This window comes from Sedimentitalea todarodis (genome assembly GCF_032595355.1).
Taxonomy (GTDB): domain Bacteria; phylum Pseudomonadota; class Alphaproteobacteria; order Rhodobacterales; family Rhodobacteraceae; genus Sedimentitalea; species Sedimentitalea todarodis.
In genome coordinates, this window is the sequence record NZ_JASMWN010000020.1 from 1 (window position 1) to 24,702 (window position 24,702).

Annotated in this window: 21 protein-coding genes; 15 read left to right on the plus strand and 6 right to left on the minus strand. The window is 59.7% G+C overall.

The window, feature by feature from the left end:
• Positions 1 to 254: 254 nt before the first annotated feature.
• From QO231_RS19895 to QO231_RS19915, 5 genes are all read left to right on the plus strand, one after another.
• Positions 255 to 953 carry a fumarylacetoacetate hydrolase family protein gene (locus QO231_RS19895; protein ID WP_316780556.1) on the plus strand — a complete coding sequence of 233 codons (699 nt, stop codon included), beginning with the start codon at positions 255 to 257 and terminating at the stop codon, positions 951 to 953.
• A gap of 265 nt (positions 954 to 1,218) precedes the next feature.
• On the plus strand, positions 1,219 to 2,265 hold the full coding sequence (locus QO231_RS19900) for a TRAP transporter substrate-binding protein (RefSeq protein ID WP_316780560.1): 1,047 nt from the start codon (positions 1,219 to 1,221) through the stop codon (positions 2,263 to 2,265).
• A 77-nt stretch (positions 2,266 to 2,342) separates the two neighbouring features.
• Positions 2,343 to 2,927: a TRAP transporter small permease gene (locus QO231_RS19905; protein ID WP_316780562.1), complete on the plus strand. Its 585-nt coding sequence runs from the start codon at positions 2,343 to 2,345 to the stop codon at positions 2,925 to 2,927.
• Positions 2,924 to 4,240 (plus strand): TRAP transporter large permease, encoded by a 1,317-nt coding sequence (locus tag QO231_RS19910; protein WP_316780565.1) that lies wholly within the window; start codon positions 2,924 to 2,926, stop codon positions 4,238 to 4,240. The genes QO231_RS19905 and QO231_RS19910 overlap by 4 nt, the downstream gene beginning before the upstream one ends.
• Positions 4,241 to 4,422: 182 nt before the next feature.
• On the plus strand, positions 4,423 to 4,599 hold the full coding sequence (locus tag QO231_RS19915; protein ID WP_316780568.1) for a hypothetical protein: 177 nt from the start codon (positions 4,423 to 4,425) through the stop codon (positions 4,597 to 4,599).
• A 117-nt stretch (positions 4,600 to 4,716) separates the two neighbouring features.
• On the opposite strand, the gene QO231_RS19920 is transcribed toward QO231_RS19915, so the two are convergent.
• A complete protein-coding gene (locus QO231_RS19920) occupies positions 4,717 to 5,439 on the minus strand; it encodes a DUF599 domain-containing protein (protein WP_316780571.1) in 723 nt (240 codons plus the stop codon).
• 79 nt (positions 5,440 to 5,518) lie between these two features.
• Here QO231_RS19920 and QO231_RS19925 point away from each other — a divergent pair, with 79 nt between their 5' ends.
• From QO231_RS19925 to QO231_RS19950, 6 genes are all read left to right on the plus strand, one after another.
• Positions 5,519 to 6,964 carry an FAD-linked oxidase C-terminal domain-containing protein gene (locus tag QO231_RS19925; RefSeq protein ID WP_316780573.1) on the plus strand — a complete coding sequence of 482 codons (1,446 nt, stop codon included), beginning with the start codon at positions 5,519 to 5,521 and terminating at the stop codon, positions 6,962 to 6,964.
• A 50-nt stretch (positions 6,965 to 7,014) separates the two neighbouring features.
• Positions 7,015 to 8,133, plus strand: coding sequence for an FAD-binding protein (locus QO231_RS19930; RefSeq protein ID WP_316780575.1), 1,119 nt, complete (start codon positions 7,015 to 7,017; stop codon positions 8,131 to 8,133).
• A 3-nt stretch (positions 8,134 to 8,136) separates the two neighbouring features.
• Entirely contained in the window at positions 8,137 to 9,459 is a 1,323-nt protein-coding gene (gene glcF, locus QO231_RS19935) for a glycolate oxidase subunit GlcF (RefSeq protein ID WP_316780578.1), read from the plus strand.
• A gap of 72 nt (positions 9,460 to 9,531) precedes the next feature.
• A complete protein-coding gene (locus QO231_RS19940) occupies positions 9,532 to 10,344 on the plus strand; it encodes a trypsin-like serine peptidase (RefSeq protein WP_316780580.1) in 813 nt (270 codons plus the stop codon).
• Positions 10,341 to 11,162 carry a trypsin-like serine peptidase gene (locus QO231_RS19945; protein WP_316780583.1) on the plus strand — a complete coding sequence of 274 codons (822 nt, stop codon included), beginning with the start codon at positions 10,341 to 10,343 and terminating at the stop codon, positions 11,160 to 11,162. Before QO231_RS19940 ends, QO231_RS19945 begins: the two co-directional genes overlap by 4 nt.
• 131 nt (positions 11,163 to 11,293) lie before the next feature.
• On the plus strand, positions 11,294 to 11,767 hold the full coding sequence (locus QO231_RS19950; RefSeq protein ID WP_316780585.1) for an Hsp20 family protein: 474 nt from the start codon (positions 11,294 to 11,296) through the stop codon (positions 11,765 to 11,767).
• A 181-nt stretch (positions 11,768 to 11,948) separates the two neighbouring features.
• Here the strand turns inward: QO231_RS19950 and QO231_RS19955 are convergent, their stop codons facing one another.
• The 5 genes from QO231_RS19955 to QO231_RS19975 form a co-directional block, all read right to left on the minus strand.
• On the minus strand, positions 11,949 to 13,148 hold the full coding sequence (locus QO231_RS19955; protein WP_316780588.1) for a cytochrome P450: 1,200 nt from the start codon (positions 13,146 to 13,148) through the stop codon (positions 11,949 to 11,951).
• 97 nt (positions 13,149 to 13,245) lie between these two features.
• The gene (locus tag QO231_RS19960; protein WP_316780589.1) at positions 13,246 to 15,171 is read right to left on the minus strand and encodes a vWA domain-containing protein; all 1,926 of its coding nucleotides are present in this window, start codon (positions 15,169 to 15,171) and stop codon (positions 13,246 to 13,248) included.
• Positions 15,168 to 15,704, minus strand: a complete 537-nt coding sequence (locus tag QO231_RS19965; RefSeq protein ID WP_316780592.1) for an RNA polymerase sigma factor — start codon at positions 15,702 to 15,704, stop codon at positions 15,168 to 15,170. Before QO231_RS19965 ends, QO231_RS19960 begins: the two co-directional genes overlap by 4 nt.
• A gap of 150 nt (positions 15,705 to 15,854) precedes the next feature.
• Positions 15,855 to 17,330, minus strand: a complete 1,476-nt coding sequence (locus QO231_RS19970; protein ID WP_316780595.1) for an NAD-dependent succinate-semialdehyde dehydrogenase — start codon at positions 17,328 to 17,330, stop codon at positions 15,855 to 15,857.
• 243 nt (positions 17,331 to 17,573) lie between these two features.
• Positions 17,574 to 18,845, minus strand: coding sequence for a Hint domain-containing protein (locus QO231_RS19975; protein ID WP_316780599.1), 1,272 nt, complete (start codon positions 18,843 to 18,845; stop codon positions 17,574 to 17,576).
• Positions 18,846 to 19,146: 301 nt separating this feature from the next.
• On the opposite strand from QO231_RS19975, the gene QO231_RS19980 reads away from it, so the two are divergent.
• The 4 genes from QO231_RS19980 to QO231_RS19995 all read left to right on the plus strand — a co-directional run bounded on the left by QO231_RS19980 (position 19,147) and on the right by QO231_RS19995 (position 24,646).
• Entirely contained in the window at positions 19,147 to 20,355 is a 1,209-nt protein-coding gene (locus tag QO231_RS19980; RefSeq protein WP_316780602.1) for a M24 family metallopeptidase, read from the plus strand.
• Between the two features lie 245 nt (positions 20,356 to 20,600).
• Complete coding sequence (locus QO231_RS19985; RefSeq protein ID WP_316780605.1) at positions 20,601 to 22,286, plus strand: di-heme-cytochrome C peroxidase; 1,686 nt, start codon at positions 20,601 to 20,603, stop codon at positions 22,284 to 22,286.
• A gap of 152 nt (positions 22,287 to 22,438) precedes the next feature.
• Positions 22,439 to 23,515 carry a hypothetical protein gene (locus QO231_RS19990; RefSeq protein WP_316780608.1) on the plus strand — a complete coding sequence of 359 codons (1,077 nt, stop codon included), beginning with the start codon at positions 22,439 to 22,441 and terminating at the stop codon, positions 23,513 to 23,515.
• 6 nt (positions 23,516 to 23,521) lie between these two features.
• Positions 23,522 to 24,646 (plus strand): hypothetical protein, encoded by a 1,125-nt coding sequence (locus QO231_RS19995; protein WP_394356648.1) that lies wholly within the window; start codon positions 23,522 to 23,524, stop codon positions 24,644 to 24,646.
• Positions 24,647 to 24,702 lie beyond the last annotated feature (56 nt).

Consider the following 24,702-nt stretch of genomic DNA (forward strand, 5'->3'; position numbering starts at 1 on the left):
ATCCTCACCAACCCCGCCGTCGACCCATACGGCAAAATCCCCGAATTCAAATTCGCCGCTGTCAAGGTAGAACCCGCAACGGCAATTGTCGCAGAGTAACACCCAACACCAATTCCGCACGGACCGGTGCCGCGCAAACCGCCGCCCAGGCGACGGTCTGCCAGACCCACAGGCAGTCGCCCTTGAAAAACCGGGCCGTACCTGTTTCATGGAAACAGCAAGAACACGACATGTGCCACAAGGACACCAACCGGATGAGCGACAGCCTTTTTCCCCTGCCTCCGGTGCCCGGCATCCCGGTTCGTGGCGAAACCGCCACCTATCCGATCGGGCGCATCTTTTGTGTCGGGCGCAATTATGCGGCGCATGCCGCTGAAATGGGCATCGCGGTGGATCGGGAGAAACCTTTCTATTTCACCAAGTCTCCTGCGTCCGCGGTGCTGAGCGGGACCAGCGCACCCTATCCGCCGGGAACCGAAAACTATCACTACGAAGTGGAACTGGCGCTGGCGATCGGCGCACCGGTGTTTCGCGCCACCCGAGAACAGGCGCAGGATGCGATCTATGGCTATTGTTGCGCGCTCGACATGACCCGGCGCGATCTGCAACTCAGCGAACGGGCCAAGCAACGCCCCTGGTCACTTGGCAAGGATGTCGAGAACTCCGCCGTTTTCGCCCCGATGACCAGAGCGGTGGATCTCGCCCCGATCAGGGATCAGCGCATCCACCTCTCGGTCAACGGAGAGACCAAGCAGGATGGAACGCTTGCGGAATTGATCTGGAAACTCGACGAGATCATCGCCCACCTCTCCGGCTTTTACCACTTGCGACCCGGTGATCTGATTCTCACCGGAACGCCTGCCGGCGTTGGCCCGGTTGTGGCGGGCGATGTCATCGAGGGCGGCATCGACGGGCTTGATCCGATCCAGCTGACACTCACGTCTCTGGATTGAAAGGGCAGCGTCGAGCCAATGCTCCACCGCGTAACCCGCGCCTGCATCACCGCCTGCGCCCTGCCGGATTTCCGGTGCACTCTCCACCCTATGGACCTGTTTCGTGATCCGCAACAAACCAGGTTCCGTCAGGGGGTTTACCAACGATACCTTGGCAAATCAGCCAAATGATCACGCTTCACACAAATGTCGTGTTGCGTCGTTGTTGCCGTTCATGGTCAAAACGTCCTAAAAGCAAAACACGAAGAAATCAGGGAGAGAATATATGATCAGTCGGAGAAATCTGCTGAACCTGGCGGGGGCGGCTGCAGTGGCTGCATTGTCCACCGGGTTTGCCGCGACCTCGGCGATGGCGCAGGAAGTCACGTTGAAACTGCATCAATTTCTGCCAGCGCAGGCCAATGTGCCCAAGCTGATTCTGGACGTTTGGGCGGACAAGATCGAAGCGGACTCGGACGGTCGCATCAAGATCGACCGCTACCCGTCAATGCAGCTTGGCGGCCGCCCGCCCGAGTTGATGGACCAGGCGGTTGATGGCGTCGCCGATATCGTCTGGACCGTGGTCGGATATACGCCGGGCCGTTTCCCCGGCACCGAGGTGTTTGAACTGCCGTTCATGATGACCAATGCCCGTGCCGCCAGCCGAGCCTATTGGGAAATGTTCGAAAAGCACTGGAAAGACACCGATTTCCAGGACGTTCATATACTCGGTGCCTGGGTGCATGGCCCCGGCATGTTCCACACAAAGGACCCTGTCGCGACGCCGGATGACCTGCGCGGCATGAAAATCCGTGGCGGCTCGCGATCGATCAACTCGCTGCTGTCGGAACTGGGCGCAACCCCGGTCGGCATGCCGGTGCCCGCCATTCCCGAGGGTCTGTCCAAGGGTGTGATCGACGGAACCACGATTCCATGGGAAGTGACTCCCGCGCTGAAGGTGCCCGAACTGGTCACGAACCACACCGAGTTCACCGGCAACGCCCTTTACGTGCTCACGTTTGTTCTGGCCATGAACAAGGACAAGTACGAGAGCCTGCCTGACGACCTGAAAAAGGTGATCGACGACAATTCCGGTCTCGAATTCTCGATCTTTGCGGGCGGTACACAGGAAGATTCCGATGGACCCGCGCGTCAGATCGCGGCCGACATGGGCAACAACATCATCACCCTGGATGCCGAGCAGACCGCTGTCTGGAAAGACGCCAGCCAGCCCATCTATGAAGAGTGGGTGGCCGACATGGACAGCAAGGGAATCGACGGTCAGGCCCTGATCGACGAAGCCAAGACACTGATCGAGCAGTACACCGACTAAACCGGCAACCGCTGGTCTGGACCGTCGTGTGAGATACGCGGCGGTCCCATTTGGCTCGTGATGGACAGGGTAGGAACATGCACAAGATAATGATGAGTCTCGCCCGGTTCATGGCCGTGCTGGGCGGAATTGCCCTGAGCGCGCTCATTCTGCTGACCTGCATTTCCATCGCCGGACGTCTGTTGAATGGATTTTTCCACAAGGATTTCATGCAAGGCCTCCTGCCGGAATTCTCGAACTGGATGATCGAGATCGGAGTCGGCCCGGTGAACGGCGATTTCGAACTGGTCGAATCCGGTGTCGCCTTTGCCATCTTTGCCTTTATTCCTCTTTGTCAGATCACGGCGGGGCATGCGTCGGTCGATATTTTCACCAGTACGCTTTCCGCCCGCGTGAACCGCTTCCTGCGCATGGTCACCGAAACCGTTTTCGCCGCTGTCCTGATCCTGATCGCCGTCAAGCTCTATGACGGCATGGCGAGCAAGATGCGCTATGGCGAAACCAGCTTTCTGCTGCAGTTCCCGACCTGGTGGGCCTATGCCGCCAGCCTCTTTGGCGCCGTGGTCTCCGCAATTGTCGGAGTATATGTCGCGGCGGTCCGGATTTACGAATTCTCTACCGGCCGGATCGTCATCGTGGACGGCATGGAGGCAGACGCATGAGCGCGCTTGAAATCGGCATCGCGTCATTTCCAGCGCTCATGGTCCTGATCTTCTTGCGGGTGCCGATTGGTCTGGCAATGTTCGTCGTCGGACTGGTCGGCCTCGTGATCGTTACCGATGGCACCAACGTGGCGTTCTCGCGGCTCAAGAACGAAACCTATACAACTTTCTCAAGCTATTCGCTCAGCATCGTGCCGATGTTCCTATTGATGGGGCATTTCGCGACGCTGGGCGGCATGTCCTCGGCCCTGTTCAAGGCCGCTGAAGGGTTTCTTGGTCACCGCAAGGGCGGTGTGGCGATGGCCTCCATCGGGGCCTGTGCCGGGTTCGGTGCCATCTGCGGCAGCTCGCTTGCAACTGCCGCCACAATGGGCCGTGTCGCACTGCCGGAACTGCGCCAATATGGCTATGCGGGCGGGTTTTCGACCGCGACTTTGGCCGCCGGTGGCACGCTGGGTATCCTGATCCCGCCTTCGGTGGTGCTGGTGATCTATGCCATCCTGACCGAACAGAATATCGCCAAGCTGTTTCTCGCGGCTTTCATTCCGGGGCTGTTGGCCGCGCTTGGCTATGTCATCGCAATCTCGATCTATGTGCGTCTGTATCCCGATTCCGCCGGCACCCGCCCCCCGGTTCCCTACGGCGAACGGTTCAGCGCGTTGTTGCGGGTCTGGCCCGTCCTGCTTGTGTTCGGCCTGGTGGTTGGTGGCATCTATCTCGGCTGGTTCACCCCTACCGAAGGCGCCGCAGTCGGGGCCGCAGGCACAGGGCTGATCGCGTTTCTCAACGGCGGGCTGACCTTCTCGACACTGATAGAGAGCTTTTATGTCACGGCGCGATCCACTGCGATGGTCTTCTTCATCGTTCTCGGGGCGGGGTTCTACAACGGCTTTCTTGCACTGACGCAGGTGCCGCAGGAACTCTCGAATTTCGTCGTGAGCCAAGGGTTGAGCCCTTGGATGGTTCTCTCGCTGATTCTCGTGTTCTATCTGCTCTTTGGCTGTCTGATGGACAGCCTGTCTATGATCCTGCTGACCATCCCGATCTTTTTCCCGGTGATCAGTGTGCTTGATTTCGGGATGAGCGCGGAACATGTTGCGATCTGGTTCGGCATTCTTGTTCTGATCGTCGTCGAGGTTGGCCTGATCACGCCACCGGTTGGCATGAACCTGTTCATAATCAACGCGATGGATCGCAAGACGCCGATGGTCGAAACCTACAAGGCAGTGTTGTTCTTTGTCGGCTCTGATCTCGTCCGCGTCGTGATCCTGGTCATGTTCCCTGCAATCACGCTGTTCCTGTTGCCAAACTGACAACCCTGGTTCGCGCTCCGCAGCATGTGAGACTCTGAGCGCCGCGACCTGCTGGGTGCGGGCCCGAGACTCAAAGAATTTTGCTGAATCGACAAGACGTGATAGGCTTAGAATCACGAGGGACTTATTTTTGCCTCACAACCGGGTTATTTTCCCGAATGATACGTGTATTGGAGTTGTCTATGTTTATCAGTCGCCATATTGCCGAAGCGCCGCGCACCACCGCCCTGACCACCGAAATTGCCAAGCTGAACGGTCCCTGTATCGGGTGTTCCGAATGCGACGGCTTGTGCAAGGAATTGATCGAAGCACTGGTGGTTCCCGATGTGATCCTGTCAAGGAGTCTGAAAGCTCAATAACGGCGATCACGGCAAAATCTTACCGCTACAGGGTTTCGCGTGAAACCTGAGCCATGTAGCGCTGTCTGGTAATATGGAATTCGACACCTCGGGCGTCCAATTTTGGCGCCATACGCTCTATACCGGTGACTGCGATCCTGCATCAGAGGGAGTGCGCAGCAAGAATGTGCGCGACTCCGACGCAAATTCGCGCCGATAGATCACCGCTGTGGTCAGAACCACTCCAATCATCAATGCCACCGGCCCCAGCAGCCAGGCAACGGCAGACAGCGCGAAATAGACCGATCGCATTGCCCGGTTATAGCTGCGCGCAGCAGTGATATTGACCTCCGCCGCCTGTTCGGCGCGCGGATAGGCGCGTGGATCTGCCGGATCATTGGGCACCGACGCCATCAGAACGGCGCAATATCCGAAAAGGCGATGCGCCCAGACAAACTTGAGAAACGCGTTTGCCAACAGCAGCAGCACCAGCAGCACCTTGATCTCCCACACAATCGACGGCGCATTGCCCTGGGTCAGGTCCGTGACCAGGCCGGCGAGTTGTTCGGTGTTTCCCATCACGGCCAACGTGCCGCCGATCGCGATCATAGTGGCCGAGGCGAAAAAAGCCGTCCCCTGCCTCAAGTTACCTATCAGTTGTGCATCAAAGACGCGCGGTTCTCTCGACACCATGTTGCGCATCCAGTCGCGCCGAAAACTCACCATGAGAATTGATACCGAAGGTTGGTCCTTGGGCGGCGATTCGATCCTCCACCCGATCCACATCGCCCCAAGGAACAACCAGGCGAGAGCGGCAAAATCGAGCGGGGAAAACAGGTCAAAGGTCTGTGCAACGGTCATCGTGCGACAGTAGGATGCTTCTAAATCACTTGCCAGACCGTTAAATTGGTAATATATTTTTACCAAAATGGAGATCCGTATGGAAATGCCTACCCCCAACCCTGCTGTACTGGCTCGCAAGGTCCGCCTGATCGAACGGTTGTCAGAGGTGTTGCCTGCTGACGCGATCATCCATGAACTTGCGGAAACGCGTGCCTATGAATGCGATGCGCTGACTGCCTATCGGTGTCCACCGATGCTGGCCGTACTACCCGCCTCGACAGAGGAGGTGTCCGACGTACTTCGCATCTGCCATCAGGAGGGTGTTCCGGTGGTTCCCAGGGGTGCGGGGACGTCGCTGGCCGGAGGATCGTTGCCAACCGCAGATTGTGTGATCCTGGGCGTTGCACGGATGAATGACGTGCTGGAAACCGACTATGACAACCGCATCATCCGGGTGCAGTCCGGTCGTACCAACCTGTCCGTCACCGGAGCGGTCGAAGAAGAGGATTTCTTTTACGCACCCGATCCGTCCAGCCAACTTGCCTGCGCGATTGCAGGCAATATCGCGATGAATTCCGGCGGGGCGCATTGTCTGAAATACGGTGTCACCACCAACAACCTGTTGGGCGTCACGATGGTGATGATGGACGGTGCCGTTGTCGAAATCGGCGGCGGGCACCTGGACGCCGCAGGGCTTGATTTGTTGGGATTGGTCTGCGGGTCCGAAGGCCAGCTTGGCGTGGTGACCGAGGCAACTCTGCGTATTCTGCGTAAACCCGAAGGTGCACGCCCCGTCCTGATGGGATTTGACGATAGCGAAGTTGCCGGCGCCTGCGTGAGCGACATCATCAAGGCCGGCGTCCTGCCCGTTGCCATCGAGTTCATGGATCGCCTGTGCATCCGCACCAGCGATGCCTTCGCCAACGCCGGATACCCGGATTGCGAAGCTTTGTTGATCGTCGAGGTCGAGGGGTCCGAGGCCGAAATCGACTCGCAATTGGCCAAGATCATCGAGATCGCGCGCAGGCACAACCCGGTCGAACTGCGGGAGAGTAAATCGCCGGAGGAAAGCGCCCGCATCTGGCTCGGCCGCAAGAGCGCCTTTGGCGCAATCGGGCAGATCAACGATTACATGTGCCTGGACGGGACGATCCCGGTGTCGGCTCTGCCCGAGGTTTTGCGCCGTATCGGCGAAATGGCCAAGGATGTCGGCCTTGAGGTCGGCAACGTGTTTCATGCGGGCGATGGCAACATGCACCCGCTGATCCTGTTTGATGCCAACAAACCGGGCGATCTTGAACGGTGCGAGGCACTTGGGGCCGAAATCCTCAAGCTATGTGTCGATGTTGGCGGCTGCCTGACGGGCGAACACGGTGTCGGCATAGAAAAGCGCGACCTGATGCTGCATCAATACGCGCCCGAGGATCTCGAGGCGCAGATGGCCGTCAAGGACGTCTTCGATCCGGCATGGCTGTTGAACCCGGCCAAGGTCTTTCCACTCTCCGTATCCGAAACACGGCGATCGACAGATATCGCCGCATGAAACGTCTACGACACGCCATTGCCCCTCAGAACCAATGAGGCAAGATCAGTATGAACACCATTGAAACCGAGGCCGAACTGGCCGGTATGATTGCTGCCGCAAGCCGGCCGCTGGCGATACGGGGCGGCGGAACACGCGGTGTGCGCCCGTCGGGCGACGTGTTGAGCACAGCGGGTTTGACCGGAGTGGACCTGTACGAGCCGGGTGCACTGACGTTGGTGGTCGCAGCGGGCACGCCGGTCGCGGAGATTGATCGCCTGCTGGCCACGGAAAACCAGCGGCTGGCGTTTGAGCCGATGGATCATCGGTCGCTGTTAGGGACCGCAGGAGAACCAACCATCGGCGGAGTCGTGGCAGGAAATATTTCTGGACCGCGCCGGATACAGGCCGGGGCATGCCGCGATTTTCTATTGGGCGTCCGCTATGTCGATGGCACCGGGACCGTCATCAAGAATGGCGGTCGGGTGATGAAGAACGTGACAGGGTATGATCTGGTCAAGTTGATGGCAGGCAGCTGGGGTACGCTGGGTGTGTTGACGCAAGTCTCGCTCAAGGTCTTGCCGCGCTCCCAGACGCAGGGCACCGTGACGATCAATGGCGTTGGAACTGCGCAGGCAGTCCGCACCATGTCTGCTGCACTCGGATCGCCGTTCGAGGTGTCGGGCGCGGCGTTTGATCCGCAGGCAGACCGGGTCATGATCCGGGTTGAAGGGTTTTCAGACTCGGTCGCCTATCGCATTGGACGATTGACGGATCTGCTCAATGGTCAAGGCACGGTTGAGATCATTGAAGACGCAGACGACTCCGCGAGTCTCTGGAAGCAGATTCGCGATGTCGCGATGTTCGCGCATGCACCGGGCGACGTCTGGCGGTTGTCGGTGAAACCATCGGACGCGCCCGAGATTGCCGGCAGGCTGAATGCCGATGCACTGCTGTTGGACTGGGGCGGCGGTTTGATCTGGGCGCGCATGCCAGCGGGCACCGACCTGCGCGCGCGGGCGGGCGAAATGGATGGCCACGCTACATTGATCCGCGCGGACGACGAAACCCGCGCGGCGTTGGGCATGTTTCATCCCCAATCGCCCGCGCTCGAGGCAATCAGCGCAGGCCTGCGCGCGAAGTTCGACCCGCGCGGCATTTTCAATCCGGGCCTGATGGGGAGAACCTGATCCATGCAGACGACCTTTACCCCGGAACAGTTGAATGATCCCGCAATCCGGCGCAGCAACGAGATACTGCGATCCTGCGTGCATTGCGGGTTTTGCACTGCGACCTGCCCGACCTATCAAGTGCTCGGCGACGAACTCGACAGCCCGCGCGGCCGGATTTATCAGATCAAGGACATGCTCGAAAACGAACGCGTCCCGGATGAACGCACCGTTCTGCATATCGACCGCTGCCTGAGTTGTCTGGCCTGCATGACGACCTGTCCGTCCGGGGTGCATTACATGCATCTGGTCGACCATGCCCGCGCCTATATCGAGGACCGGTACAAGCGCCCGTTCAGCGACCGTGCGCTGCGTTGGATACTGGCCCGCATTCTGCCTTATCCCACAAGGTTCCGGCTCGCATTGCTTGGGGCCAGGATCGGGCGGCCTCTTGCCCGGCTGATGCCTGATGCGCGGCTGCGGGCGATGCTGGACATGGCGCCCAAGACGATCCCCCCGGTCAGCCGAAACGACGATCCACAGAGTTTCACCGCCACCGGACCCAAACGAATGCGCGTGGCTCTGATGACAGGCTGTGCGCAAAAAGCCCTGAATACCGATATCAACGACGCCACGATCCGCATCCTGCGGCGCTTTGGCTGCGACGTGGTCGTGGCGCGCGGGGCCGGATGCTGTGGGGCGTTGACCCATCACATGGGCAAGACCGACGAGAGCCATGCGACCGCAGCCAAAAACATCCGCGCTTGGGCGGCGGAAATGGACGGCGAAGGGCTGGACGCCATCGTCATCAACACCTCCGGTTGCGGCACCACTGTCAAGGATTACGGCCATATGTTCCGCAATGATCCTCTGGCGGCAGATGCGGTGCGGGTATCGAAGATCGCAATGGACGTGAGCGAGATCCTCACGCGCCTTGATATTCCCGAATCCGCGCCAAAGGATATGGTTGTCGCCTATCATGCCGCCTGTTCGCTTCAGCATGGGCAGCAGATCAAGACCTATCCCAAAACCCTGCTGAAACGCGCCGGGTTTACGGTGGTCGAACCCGCCGACAGCCACCTCTGCTGCGGGTCTGCAGGTACATACAATCTGATGCAGCCCAAGATTTCGGCGGAGCTCAAGGCGCGCAAGCTGCGCACGCTTAGGGCAAAGTCGCCTGATATCATCGCTGCGGGCAACATCGGCTGCATGATGCAACTTGGGACCGGTGCGGGTGTTCCCATCGTGCACACCGTCGAACTTCTGGATTGGGCCACGGGCGGGCCTCAGCCCCCGGCGATGACAGCAGATCACGGAACCGATGTCGCGGTGCCCAGCCTCAGGTAACACTTGCAGGCGCCCAAGTTTCGCCGCAACACTTGCGTATCCTTTGCCTGGGTACCCTTTGGAGGTGGTTGAGTGCGCCACTGGCTTGTCTGTCTCGTGTTCATCCTGATCCCGCCTGCGGCATCGGCGCAGGACGCCGTGCTCGAGCGATTGGAGACCACCGATTCGGGTCGCCAGTGGGATGCGGTCGGACGGCTCGACATTAACGGGGCGGGGTTCTGCACCGGTGCGCTGATTGCACCCGATCTTGTACTGACCGCCGCGCATTGCATGTTTGACAGGCCGACAAAAACACGAATTGATCCCGGATCGTTTGAATTCCTCGCCGGCTGGCGCAACGGTCGTGCTTCGGCCTATCGGCAGGTGCGCCGTGCTGTGGTCCATCCCGATTATGTCTATGATCAGGATGTGACGTCGACACGGGTTCGGAACGATCTGGCGCTGTTGGAACTGCAACAACCGATCCGCAATACGACCGTGGTGCCGTTTGACACATCCGATCGCCCGCGCCGTGGCGACGAGGTTGGCGTCGTGTCCTATGCCAAGGACCGGGCCAATGCGCCCTCGCTGCAAGAAGTATGCAAGGTGATGGCCCGACAGGAGGGCATGTTGATCATGTCCTGCGATGTCGATCATGGCTCTTCGGGTGCCCCGATCTTTTCGTTTTCCGGAGAGGCGCCACGTATCGTGTCGGTGGTGTCTGCCAAGGCCGAGGTGCAAGGGCAGCGTGTTGCCCTTGGCACCGATCTGACCGAACCGCTTGCACACCTGAAGGCGCAACTTGAGAACGGCGACGGATTTGCCGTGCCCGTCGCGCCAAGAACGAGCCGGATCACCGTCGGCGGCGCACGGCGGGACACCGGCGCCAAGTTTATCAGACCATGACCGTCGCAATTCGATACTCTGTCGTTCTGGCGATCGCGAGCCTGTTCCTCTTGCCCGCGCTCGCAAATGCACAGTCGACGAGATTGACCCGGCTAAGTGACCGTGATGACCTGTTGGGGTGGGAAGCCGTTGGCCGGCTCGACATCCGGGGGCGCGGCTATTGCAGCGGCACCCTGATCGCGCCGGACCTCGTTCTGACTGCGGCCCATTGCGTCTATGACAAACAGACGAACGTCTTACACGATCCACAAACGCCATCGTTTCGTGCCGGCCTGCGCGATGGCGTCGCCATTGCCGAACGCGCGGTTTCACAGATCGCGGTAACGGAACAATTCGTTCCGGGTGCTGCGCTGACTACTGAACAGGTGCGCCACGACGTGGCGCTGCTCCGGCTCGCAAAACCGATCGTCAGCAGCGATGCAGACCCGTTCATCCTTCATTCCGGACAGGCCATTGGCACCACGGTAAGTGTCACGTCCTATGGACAGGGCCGATCCGAAGCTCTGTCGCGGCAACGAAGCTGCAACATCATAGCGGCCACGGACGATGTGATGGCCTTTGACTGTGACGTGACCTTCGGCTCCTCCGGGGCCCCGGTCTTTGCACTGGTCGGTTCGCGTGGCCGCATTGTGTCCGTCATTTCGGGCGTCGGCACCCTGGATGGCCACCCGGTGTCATTGGGCCCGTACCTGCCCGCCAATGTTGCCCGTCTCAAGGTACAACTGCGCAACGCGCCACGACCTGTGCCCGACCAGATCAAGCGGTTGTCGGTTGGCGACCGGAACCAATCCACAGGCGCAAAATTTATCCGCAACTAAAGGTCTTGAAACCGCGTTTTTGGCTCCCCACATCACTGGTGTCGGAACGCCATACCGGGTTCCGCCAAGCAATCAGGCCCGTCCATGATGGAGGGCTCTCGGAAATCGCTCAACGAATGAGGATAACGATCATGCGTAATTTTGACTTTGCACCGCTGCACCGCGCCACCGTGGGTTTTGACCAAATCGCCGATCTGATGGATCGCGTCATGACCAATGATGTCAGCCAATCCAGCTACCCCCCCTACAACATCGAAAAGACCGCTGCTGATTCCTATCGGATTTCCATTGCCGTTGCCGGATTCTCGGACAGCGATCTGAGCGTCGATGTCAAGGAAAATGCCCTCGTGGTCGCCGCACGCAAGGCCGAGGACGACGACGAACGCACCTATCTGCATCGTGGAATCGCGACCCGCGCTTTCGAGCGCCGGTTCCATCTCGCGGAACATGTGCGCGTGACCGGCGCCAGCCATGCGGATGGCATGCTGCACATCGACCTGACACGCGAGATCCCCGAGGCATTGAAACCGCGCCGGATCGAGATCGCCAGCGTCAGCAGAAAGCCGGTCGAGACCGACGTCGTAGACGCCAAAGCCGTGAACTGAGGCGTTTCACTTGGCAACCGACATCACCCAACGCTGCCCGAAATCATAGATTTCAATGCGCCAGGTGATGTCGGATGACCCAAGTCAAACGCGAAACGCACTCATCGTCCTTCTGACTTTCCTCGGATAGACGCATACCCCGCATCTGGTCAGACAGGTGCGGGGTTCTTGCGTCCTGACCTCAGATCAGCACGCTCATGCCGCTCAGATTGCGCACCGCACCATAGCCGCGAAGGCGGACAGGCGGGCCATCCAGTTGCATGTCTGGCACCATCCGGACGAGTGTCTTGAGCGCCTCCTCCAGCTCGATCCGTGCCAACGCCTCGCCCAGACAGCGATGTGGACCACCGCCAAAAACCGGATGCAGTCGCGGGTGGTCCGTTCGGGTGATGTTGAAACGATCTGGATCGCGATAGACATCCGGATCGCGCAACGCTGTCAGCATGGAGACCGCGACGAAACTGCCCTTGGGGATGAGAAAACCCTCAATCTCGCGCGGTTCGAGCGTGATTCGGGGCAAAGACCCGATCACCGGGTCAAATCGCAACCCTTCCAGAACTGCCGCTTCGGCCCAGCGATCCGGATCTTCGACCAACAAGGCCCATTGCTCGGGATGTTGCAGGAGTTGGGACACTGTTGACGTCAGCGCACCACGTGTCGTGTCCGAACCGGCAAGCACCAGCGCCGCTAGCTGCGCGCGCACTTCGTCCTCGGTCAGCGGGCCGTCTTTGACACGCTCCAGATATGTGCTCAGGAAATCCGTCTCGGGACAGGCGCGGCGCGGCGCGATCAGATCGGCGACATAGGAGTCCAAGGCGGCCATGTCGGCATCGGACTCGGCTCGTATCTCGTCGGAACAATGCGACAAACCGCGAATCGCGGAGTAGACATGGCGCGCGAACATGCCGGTGTCATCCTCCGAGGCTCCGATAATCGCAGCGATGACCTGCGCCGGAAATGGGCCGGCAATGGCCTCCACAAAATCGATCGACCCGGCCCCACGCAAGGTTGCGACCAGCGAACGGCTCCGGGCCGCGATATTGGGGCGCATCTCGGCGATGACCTTGTTCGCAAAGCTGCGCACCAATGGGCCGCGCCGGTTGCGGTGAGTCTGGCCATTGGAAAACAGCAAGGCGTTCCGCTGAAAATCGAACATTGGCCCGTCACGCACGCCCGAGACGAACAGGCCCTCCAACTCGATCTGCCGCGTCCAGCGATCGTCGTTGATCATGTCCATGTTTGCCAGAGAGAACCCCGAGATGATCCCCAGTCGATTTCGCGCCAGCGGCCCCTGCGCGCGCGCCGCGGCCATGAACTCATGGTCGGTCTGACCTTCGACATAGGCCGGAAACTCGGGGATGTCGCGGACGGATTTTGGCATCTGGCGCCTCAGAGCTTGGTGCAGGTCAGGTCAGCCTAGCCGGAACTGGCGCATTTACAGCCCCGACCCGACGTAAAGCGTCGGGCCGGGCGATTGCCTATTGTGCGGAAAGGCTCTGTGCCAGGCGCATCAGCTGTATGGCCTCGGTGCGATATCCATACGCATCAACACCCTTGTTTGCCGTGGCCAGATCGATGGCCGCATCATAGCCCCAGTTGCCCAGGTAGGTCCCACCGCGCAGGAGTTGCCCGAACCCTGCAATCGCCATGGCAAAGCCGGTATCGGCTTGCGCGGGCAGATCGGTGGTGATCGCCGTTTCGATCAGGTTGCTGGTGTCACTGCCCGGCGTCTTGTAGCGCAACCGCAGAAATCCCAGTTCATCGCCTGACCCGGCCTCTGGCGCGGCCCCGTAGCGCAGTGGATCGCTCAGTTGAGCCGGTGAGCCGACCGGGGTGATTTCATAGAGCGCGGTCACCGCGTGCCCTGCCCCGATATCGCCTGCATCCACCTTGTCATTGTTGAAATCCTCGCGCCGCAACGCGCGGGTTTCGTAGCCGATCAGCCGGTATTCGGCGACGGTGGCGGGGTTGAATTCGACCTGAATCTTGACGTCATTGGCAATGGGAAACAACGCACCCGTCAACTGATCGACAAGAACTTTCTGCGCCTCTGCCAGCGTGTCGATATAGGCCGCCTGCCCGTTTCCATTCTGTGCAAGCGCCTGCATCGTTGCATCATCCAGATTGCCCCGGCCAAACCCCAGAACGCTGAGATAGGTGCCGCTGTCGCGCTTGTCCGCGATGAAGTCCTTCAACGCGGACGGATCCGAGAGCCCCACGTTGAAATCTCCATCCGTCGCCAGGATCACGCGGCTGACCTCGCCCTCTGCGGCCATGGCGGCGGCGGTTGCATAGGCTTGCTGTAGCCCGGCCTGTCCCGCCGTGGACCCACCTGCATCCAGCCGGTTCAATGCCGCCATGATCGTTTGCCGGTCAGAGGCGGCAGTGGGTTCCAGAACCTGCCCCGCGCTGCCTGCGTAAGTCACGATCGCAACCTGATCTTCGTCACGTAGCTGCCCCAGCATGAGCGCAAAGGACTGTTTGAGCAGCGGCAGCTTGTTCGCCTGATCCATCGAACCGGACGTATCGATCAGGAACACCAGGTTCAGCGGCGGCCGATCCGCAACATCGGGAAGCGCACCCTGGATACCGATGTGAACCAGCTGCGTGTCCGGGTTCCATGGCGTCTGACTGACCGATACCGTCGGTTGAAACGGCACGTTCCCGTCGGGCGCGGCATAGTCATAGGGAAAATAGTTCACGAGTTCCTCAATCCGAACCATCTCGGCGGTCGGCAAATAGCCTTGCATCAATGAATTGCGCAGAACCGAATAGGATACTGTGTCTACATCTATGGAGAACGTCGAAACGGGGCTCTCTTCCGTGATCTGAAGAGGGTTGGAGTCGGCATTCGCAAAGGCTTCGGTGTCTGCTTCGGGGCGCAGGGCGACATCCGGCTGCGGTACTGGTGCGATCGCATAGCCTTCAGCAGCGGAGGGAGCAGGCGCCGCAAGCGTCTTGGAGAGACGGCTGGCCGCAGGCGCAACATCCGCTTCATCTTCGGCGAACAGTATTTCGGCACGGGGTTCCCCGGCAATTGGCGCCATCGCGTCTGCAACCCTGTCGCGCTCTTGCGACGGCACCGCAGGCGCGCGCTCGAACTGCGGGCCTTGGGTCGGGATCAAAACGTCGCGCATCGGGGTCAGTGCCACAAAGGCAACTGCAACAATGGCCGTTGTCGCAGTCAGTGCCGCGCGGGATGTAAACGTGTTCAGCATGGTCTTCACTCCTGTCCAGAGGCCCGTTTTCGAGCCATCGGATATGGGACGCGTCGGATCGCGCGATTCTTGGAGCATTTCGAAATTTTTCTGTGCCAATGCCAGATGCGCCGCCCTGGTCGCGGCATCCGCGTCTGGGGTCGCTGCACGCATCGCGGCCCTGAGATCGTCGAGATCGTCGGTCATGCCTGGTCCTCCTTCATCCGCGTGGCTTTCAACCTCTTCTTGGCCTCGGAAATGCGCCAACTCACCGTGCCTTCGGAAATGTTCAGGATTTCGGCAGCCTGCGCATGAGTCATGTCGTCCAGAACCAGCGCCAGCGTATCACGCAAATCATCCGACAGCCCACGCATGGCGTGTACCAGCCAATCAACCTGTTCTGCGGTTTCCGCGTCAGCCTCGCGGCGCGCAATCTCCCACGTGCCCCAGCCATCGGCGGCGCGGGCGTGGCTGGCAAATCTTCGGCGCCGGTCATGGGCCGCGTTCACCACGACCCGGTAGAGCCATGTGGTAAACCGCGCCTTCCCGCCAAAACGTGCGATCTTGGCAGGCAGAGCGGCGCATATGTCCTGCGTCAGATCCTCGGCCTCGGCGCGCGATCCGGTCAGGCGAAAGGCAAGGCCGAACATCCGGTCATAGGATCGCTCGACCAACACCGAAAACGCCGCCCGGTCTCCCCGGGCCGCAGCGACTGCCAGATCCTCATCACTCACATCCATGCGCATCACATAGACTGAGACGTATGCAATCGGTCAATCCTTGGCCGGGTTGATAAAAATATCTGCGATCGACGGTGCGGGCAACCCGCTTGGGCAAATGACATCGGGGCGACCCGCAGGCCGCCCCGAACATAATTTCTGTATCTGGTCTCAGACCGACAGGCAGACATATTTCATTTCGAGGTAATCCTCGATTCCATGGTGGCTGCCCTCGCGACCAAGGCCGGATTGCTTGACCCCGCCAAAGGGCGCGACTTCGGTAGAGATGATACCGGTGTTGACACCGACGATACCATACTCCAGCGCCTCGGCGACCTTGTAGACGCGGCTCAGATCCTTGGCGTAGAAATAGGCGGCGAGACCAAAGATGGTGTCATTCGCCATCGCGATCACTTCGTCCTCGTCATCGAATTTGAACAGAGGCGCCAGCGGACCAAAGGTTTCTTCCTTGGCAACGGCCATGTCCTGCGTCACACCGGTGACGACAGTCGGTTCGAAGAAAGTTCCGCCCAATTCGTGGCGTTTGCCACCTGTCAGAACCTCGCCGCCCTTGGCTGTGACGTCGCCCAGATGTTCCAGAACCTTTTCGACCGCGTCCTGATTGATCAGCGGGCCTGTCGTAACGCCGTCATTCAGCCCGTCACCGACATTCAGATTCTCGACCGCCACCTTCAGCTTGGCCGCGAACGCGTCATAGACACCGGCCTGCACATAGATGCGGTTGGCGCAGACACAGGTCTGGCCGTTGTTGCGGAATTTGCACATCATCGCGCCTTCGACCGCCGCGTCCAGATCGGCGTCATCGAATACGATGAACGGCGCGTTCCCACCCAGTTCCATGGAGCATTTCATCACCTGATCTGCGGCTTGCTTTAGCAGGATGCGCCCGACTTCCGTGCTGCCAGTGAAGGTCAGCTTGCGCACGGCGGGGTTTTCGCAGAATTCCTTGCCGATGGCGCTCGAGGACGAGGATGTAACCACGTTGAACACGCCCGCAGGAACGCCCGCGCGTTCGGCCAGCACCCCCATGACCAGTGCGGAAAGCGGCGTTTCCTTGGCTGGGCGTGCGACAAAGGAACATCCGGCGGCAAGCGCAGGTGCTGCCTTGCGGGTGATCATCGCGTTCGGGAAATTCCACGGGGTGATGGAGGCCGCCACTCCAATGGGTTGTTTCAGAACCATGATCCGCTTGTCACGCTGGTGCCCGGGGATCATCTCACCGTAAATCCGTTTGGCTTCTTCGCCGAAGAACTCGATGAAGGACGCCCCGTAAGCGATCTCGCCCACGGATTCGGTCAGGGGCTTGCCCTGTTCCGCCGTCAGGATACGGCCAAGATCCTGCGCGTTCTCCATCATCAGGTCGAACCAATTGCGCAGGATGCCCGCGCGTTCCTTGCCGGTCATGGCCGCCCAGTCCTTTTGGGCGGTCTCGGCCTGAGCGATGGCATCGGCAACCTGTTCACGGCTCAGATCGGCGACCTCGGCGATCACGTCTCCTCGCGCAGGGTTCGTAACGGCAAAAGTTCCATTGTCGCCATCAATCCATTCGCCGCCAATATAGGCCTTGGTGACCAGAAGATCGGGATCATTCAACAGGGATTTTAGGTCGGTTGTCGTGTCAAGCATTGAAATGCCCTCCAGCAAGGTAATCTACTCGCGCACGCAAAGCAGGTGAGGCCAGCTTTGTCCAGAGGGCTCTGCGGGGAAAACCGGCGAGAACGGGAAGATGCCTGTGCGAACAACCATGAACGCCGATATCAGGAAGACGCACGCGGGTGCCGAGCCCACGAACACGATCCTGATGCGGGATCGATCCGCGATTGAGATCGTGCACCGGCTGGGTTCAAACGGGCGTCAGGCCGTTCTGACTCATGCCCGTTGGCTGGCCGACGTCTGGCAGGTTGAAATGGGCGTCACGCCGAGGAACAGCCATTGCGACGTTTGCGGCCCGAAGTCGGATACGGGTTCGGACCTTGTTAGCGCGGCGACGCGTCCCGGATGTTCCTCAGGTGCGTTCGGCCCCGATGAAATCAGGGACCTTGACAAACCAAGCTCCAAAACAGACTTGCCGTTCTTCAAGAGGCGTCGTGCAAAGACCTTCTGCTCTTTGGGAGATGGCAGCAAACGGGCCGGAATGTCCCCAGCGAACCGAAAGGCCAGATCGGGGCATTTTGCCTTGATATCCCTGACCGTTCGTTGGCCCAATGCCACGCTCGCCTCCTTTCCGGTGAACAGGGTTTCCGCCGGTGCACCTTCCGCGAAAACAATCTCGTGCCGATTACATAAGATGTGCCAATAAGTGATCAGGGGCTGTTCGAATACGAGGTCGATACCGGGCAAGCCTACAAGTTTCTTGGCCGCGACAAGGATCTCGCCCTGTCCGAACATCCGCTTGGCAATCCTGGAACGGGCCAAGATCCGATGCTGTTGGGAAACATGCAGGTCGCGAAATGGAAGACCGCTGCCGAGCGCACCGGCCTTGATCCGGACCGAGCGCATAGATGGTGTCGCGGAGACGACCCTCGAGCCGATCCAGCGGATTGCCCGGGGGCCGCCATCGATACTGCTGACGGCATCGCCGACTCTCAGGTGTTCGACCGGGACGGGCCCTGACGGTGTGTCGATTTGCGTACCTTGTGAAAAGCAAACCATGAAGCTATCGACTTCACGATCACCGGTCAGGCCACTCAGCAGAAAATCACGTTCAACACTATCGAGGTTCAGAGACTGGATCGGTTTCGCGACCAGCGCTCTCTGGTCGGCATTTGCCGAAAACTCGGGTGCAAGATAGGTGTTCCCGGACGTATCCTGGAACAACACGGCGCTGATTTGCGCGGTGGTGCCATCGGTGTAGGTGAGCGTTGCTCCGAAAATGGCCGTGCCGTCGAACACCTGCTCAGGGCCGCCATCGATTCGAAATGTCTCGGATGGAGAATTGTCCAGATCATAGACGTTGCTGACGCCACTGCGAAAGCCGGTGTTACCCGGCGACAGGATCTGAACCTGATGGCAAAGGGGGTCAGTGTCTGAGCCAAAACTCGTCCCTACCAGATCAGAGGCGCCTTCAGCTGTGCTGTTGCCCTCTACTGTGTCAAGATCCGCCGTTCTCCCAAGGGAGATCACATTGAAAGTCGTCGCCATTGCTATCCTGCTCGCACCACGTCCGGGTTTTTCGGGGGATCGCCTGTCTGACGATCTCCGGTTGTCCCAGTAGTGCCGCGACGGCTTAATGTTCGCTGAAATCGGGCCGCGCAAAATAAACTCGATCTTAAACGAATTGTTCGCGTCGCTGATCTCCAATTCGGAATGGCTGCGACAAAACTTCTTGTCACGCCCGCGGTTTTTCGCGACCTATGGAACCGCCCGGTGGATGGCGTCGCCCGATCTAATCGCTTCTTCTTCGACCTGTACGCCGCGACCTTTCTGCAACGGAGGAGCATTCATGACCACGCGTCCGGAAATGTACCGATTTCACAACGGCGAAAAGGCCGTTCTCCCGTTTGAGCCCGCGGAATACGAGGCCAGGATCACCGAATTGCGTGAACGCATCGAGGCCACAGGTGCCGCCGCCGCAGTGTTCACGTCGATGCACAACGTCGCCTATTATTCAGGGTTTCTCTATTGCGCCTTCGGGCGTCCCTATGGCCTCGTGGTGACCGAAACAGAGTGTGTGACCGTCAGCGCCGGGATCGATGCCGGGCAACCTTGGCGGCGCAGCTTTTGCGACAACATCACCTATACCGACTGGCAGCGCGACAATTTCTGGCGGGCGATTGCCTCGATCACGGGCACTGGCAAGGTCATTGGCTACGAAGGTGATCACCTGACCCTGATGCAACGGGACAATCTCGAGGATTTCCTGCAGCCGCTCACGATGGTCGATCTGTTTGAGACCACCATGCGCCAGCGCATGTACAAGAGCGAGGCCGAAATTGCGCTGATCCGCCAAGGTGCGCAGGTTGCCGATGTGGGCGGATATGCGATCCGGGACGCAATCAAGACGGGTGTGCGCGAGATTGACGTGGCGATGGCCGGACGGGGCGCAATGGAGGCCGAGATCGCCAGGCGTTTTCCCGATGCCGAGTACCGCGACACCTGGGTGTGGTTCCAGTCGGGTCTGAATACCGACGGTGCCCATAATCCAGTCACCGGACGGCGGCTGGAACGCGGCGATATTCTCAGTCTCAATACCTTTCCGATGATTTCAGGCTATTACACAGCACTGGAACGCACGCTGTTCGTGCGAGAGGTCGATCCCGCCAGCCTGAAAATTTGGCAAGCCAACGTCGCCGCCCACGAATACGGCATGTCGCTCTTGCAGCCCGGCGCACGCTGCTCCGAGATCACGCAAAAGATCAACGCCTTCTTTGAAGAGCGCGATCTGCTGCAGCACCGGACCTTTGGGTATGGTCACTCCTTTGGCGTACTCTCGCACTACTACGGTCGGGAGGCAGGGTTGGAATTGCGCGAAGATATCGACACGGTGCTGGAACCCGGCATGGTGATTTCGATGGAGCCGATGCTGACCATCGCGCAGGGGCAACCCGGCGCTGGCGGATATCGCGAGCATGATATCTTGGTCATTACCGAAGATGGAAACGACAACATCACCGGCTATCCCTATGGGCCGGAGTTCAACGTTGTCGGGTGATGCATTGACCTGTTTGCGGTCGCCGTAGGGCACCCCAACCTTGATACGGCACGGTCCCCTGCCCGCCCTCGTTCCAATCGCGCAATCACCGGTTGAAGCAAGGTTTCCGTTTGCCCGGCTTTTGGTGTAATCTGCGCTGGTGGACAACGTACGCCGTCCCGGTGCCATTTCGCGTCTGGAACGTATTTTCCTTTTTTAGCCGGACGGTTCTGTGTCCGGCGCGGACAGATTTTGAGGTTAGAGTGATGATGGTTTCCGGCAAGAACATGCGGTTGAGCGCACTGACTGCGGGATTGCTGGCCGCCGGATTGGTCGCCTGCGATCCGGCGATGACGGATGAACCGGTTTATCTTGATCAGGGATGGTCGGCCGAGCTGCGCGAAATGTTCTATTTCACGCCACAGGGGTCACAAATGATGCCCAACGCGTGGTTCAGGGCGCTTGAGACACTGGTCGGCGACGGACGATTCAGCAATCCGGAAAATCTGGTAAAATATGGTCTGATCGCGCCCGTGGGAGAGCACGACCTGAACCCTGATGGCTACCCGGTGGGCTTTGCAATTGATCCCGCGCCCGGTGCGCCGGGCGTCGGGCCTGCCGTCGGGCTGACCTGTGCGGCCTGTCACACCTCGGCTGTCACCGTGGACGGGCGCACAATCCGCGTCGACGGGGCCCCTGCAAACTTTGATTTTGACAACTTCTTTCAGGATCTGGCCCGCGTCGTCCAAATCACGCTGGTAGACGAAGAACGCTTCAAACGCTTTGCCGGGGCTGTTCTGGGTGACGACCTGACACCCGAGAATGCCGCGCGTCTCAAAGGCGGGTTTGCGATGTTCCAGGTGGATTTCACGGCCGAAGCAGCGCTGCGCCGCCCGGCACTGCAGTCTGGCTTTGGCCGGGTGGATGCGCTGACGCAGATCGTCAATTCGCTGGCCTTCAGGGATCAGAACGTGACGGCCAACCTGTATCCTGTCGAGGCCCCTACCAGCTACCCGCCGCTATGGCTGGCGCCCGACCTGGAGTTTGTGCAATGGAGCCCCATTGCCGCCAGCCCCATCGGTCGCAACAGCGGCGAGGTTCTTGGCGTTTTTGGCCATGCCAACCTGAATGCGACATCGGGAGCCCCCTATGAATCGACGATCCTGCTGGAGCAGCTTGCGGCCATGGAGGCGTGGCTGACCGAACTGTCTCCGCCCGCCTGGGACGAAGAGATCATGGGTGATATTGATCAGGCCCGTGCCGAAACGGGCAAGGCGCTGTTTGAAAAGAACTGCGCCGGGTGTCACAACATGGCGCCCTACAAGCGGACCGATCCCGTCAAGAACTACTTTGGCAAGGATTTCATCGAAATCGGGCGGGTGAACTATCGCACTGTCGGAACCGATCCCGCCTATATCGAATCGCTGCTGTTCCGTCTGGTAAAAACCAACGCGATTACCGCTGCGGGTTTCGGCGACAGGCCGGTGATCCCGGCGGCAGAGTTCTTTATCTCCACGGTGGCCAAGGTCGTCGGCAAGGCGATGGCGGATCAGGGGATGAGCCAGGACACTCAAATCGCACTGCACGGTTTCCGCTTCACCAAAGGCGACGATGGCAAACCCGTGCCCTACAGCCCTACCAAAGAGACCTTCATGCAACTGAAAGCGCCGCCGCTCGCCGGGGTCTGGGCCACCGGCCCCTACCTGCACAACGGGTCCGTGCCGACCGTCTACGAACTGCTTTCACCTCCGTCCGAGCGGCGGGCGGTGTTCTGGACCGGCGGTCGCGAGGTTGACCGCGAGCAGCTCGGATTTGTCAGCGACGAGGCGCCGGGGCTATTCCGGTTTGACACATCGCTGCGGGGGAACGGCAACATGGGGCATGAATTCCCCAAGACAGGCCTGACCCCGGATGAACGGATGGCGATCATCGCCTATCTCAAGACACAGTGATATCGGGTGCCCGGTCGTCCCGATCGGGCATACGCTGCTTTTCTTTCACCCGCTGATTTGCAAGAGTTCGTGCAATTGCGCAGGGTGGCTAATGTGAATGACTGTTACAAACTCTATATGAACCCCATGGGATTTGAGACGGAGAGACTGTGATGACGAATTTCGAAGAAATGGTGCGCGAGTCCCAGGCTCAGGTCGCCAAGGGCCAATCCGAGATCAAGGCCATGACCAGCCGGATCGAGGCGGCGCGCGCCAAGATCGAAGCGGGCGAGGACGCCAGTATCGACATCGAAAACGCGACGCTGGACGATGTGCACGCCCATACCGATGTGATGACCGCGAATATCGCAGAACTGATCATGGGGCTCGACGACGTGACCAGCGCGTTTTCCAAGGATTTCGACGAAATGCGCTCCAAGACCGGATGGGAGAGCTTCGTCGGGATTTTCAGCCGTGGAAAATCGGAATCGATGCGTCAGGAACGCATGCGCATGGCCAACATCGATGACAAGCTGCAGGACCTGATCGGCAAATCCGACGTGATCGTCAAGCTGCTGGAAGGCCAGCTCGAAGTTCTGAACGAGCAGAAGGAAAAGGTTGGGACCAACCTCGCCAGCACTTTGGACGAGCGGGAGAGCACCGTTGGTGCGCTGGAGGCCGTGCGGGCCGACATTCTGGCCATGGACCCCAAGATCATCGAACTCGAAAACAAGATCAGCGTTGAACAGGACGCCGCGGCTCGGACCAAGCTGGAAACCGAACTGGCCGATTTGAACGCGAAATACAACGCCATGGTTCAGGACGAACAGGTCAAGCTGGCAAAGTCCCAGACGCTGGAACGCTATATCGAAAAGGGTAAGACTTGGGTCGACAGCCTGCAAAATCAGGCAGCAACGCAGATGGTTCTGATCAACAAGCTACAGACAGACACCGCGCAGCGGGTGGTGCTTTATGATGCGCTGACCAAATCGCTGAAGACCGCGCAACAGCAGGACGTGGCGCACCGGATCAACGAGATCGGGGTCAAGACCGATCAAGAGGCGCAAACCGCGATGGCCGCCATCGGCACAGCAACCAACCAGAAGATGGCCGACATGCTGGACGCGCATGAGGATCACATGGTTTTCGCCCGCGATGTGCTTGAGAAAAAGGCCAAGGCAGATGAACGGTTCGCCCGCCGGTTCGCGGCAATTGTCGAGAAGCATGACAAGAATTTGTATGGCGGGTAGTCCGCAGTGATCGACGCGCCAGATCACGATCACACCGGGCTGACGGACCTGTTCGCCAGCCGCCGCTATTTCCGCAAGTTCGAGGCGATCACCGGGCACCTGACGCGGGTCGCCGGCGCGATGGAGGCCGACGGATCCCTGAACAAGACCGAGGTCAAGGTACTGACCCGCTATGTCATGGCGCTGACATTCACCTTCCGCGCCCTGTCTATGAAATACCTGCTGGTCGGGCGTGACACCGGACGGTTCTTTGGCTCGCTTACGATTGACACGCACGAGAGCGGCTTTCCGGTCGCGACCGAGCTGATGACCATGGCCAACGATGCACAGCAGGCGGCAGCGCATCTGGCGAACATGCCGTCGGAGGCGGCACTCAAGGACGATATGGTGCGGGTCATCATCACAGACCGTGAAATCCCGACAAAGCTGCAATTCGCGCTGTCCCAAAGGCTGTATTATCAGGAATTGCTCAAGGGACAGTTGTTCTGGACGCAGAATGACCCCGACTGCGTCTGGCTGGGAAATGTGGCCGAAGATCGCCGCAGGTTCCTGCTGCATTGGGCCGTCTATGACAGTCAGACCAACCTGCCTGTGGTCTACCTGATGGAGCTTGAGGACACCGGCAGCAAGGCACTGCCAAAGGACGAACGGCGCTGGCCCGGAGTTCAGGCGCATCTGACCGCGCAGAGCCTCGGAGGGCTGAAACTCCTGACCATCGCACGCGGATTTGACGAGGATTTTTCGGATCTGCACCCCAAGCGCCTGCGCCGGTTCCATCTGGGACCGATGTATTCCAGCGCCTACACCCGACAATCCGGCCCTTTGCCCAAGGTGCTGGCCGATGCAGCCGCGCCGGAGGGGCAGGATTGGGCGCTCGCCTGGACCGCCGAAGACCTCCAAAGCGAACGGGTTGTAGAGGAGCGCGCCGGCTGGTTTTCCAAAGTCGAACGCGAGGTCTTTGCGCTCGATCCCTTTGCCGGGCGTGGGGCCGATACCGGTGCCACACAGACCGAACGCGCCATCATCCTGCCGCAGCGCCCCTTTCAGGTTCTGGCCGAGCGGAACCCACCGGGCTTTGCCGACGTGCGTAAATTTGTGGTCGGGGGCGGCGGACGGGTGCTCAGGTACTAGGTCTGTTCTGTTGATGCCGGTGATCGGCAAGACAAGTTGGCAGTTTCGGTGCTAGG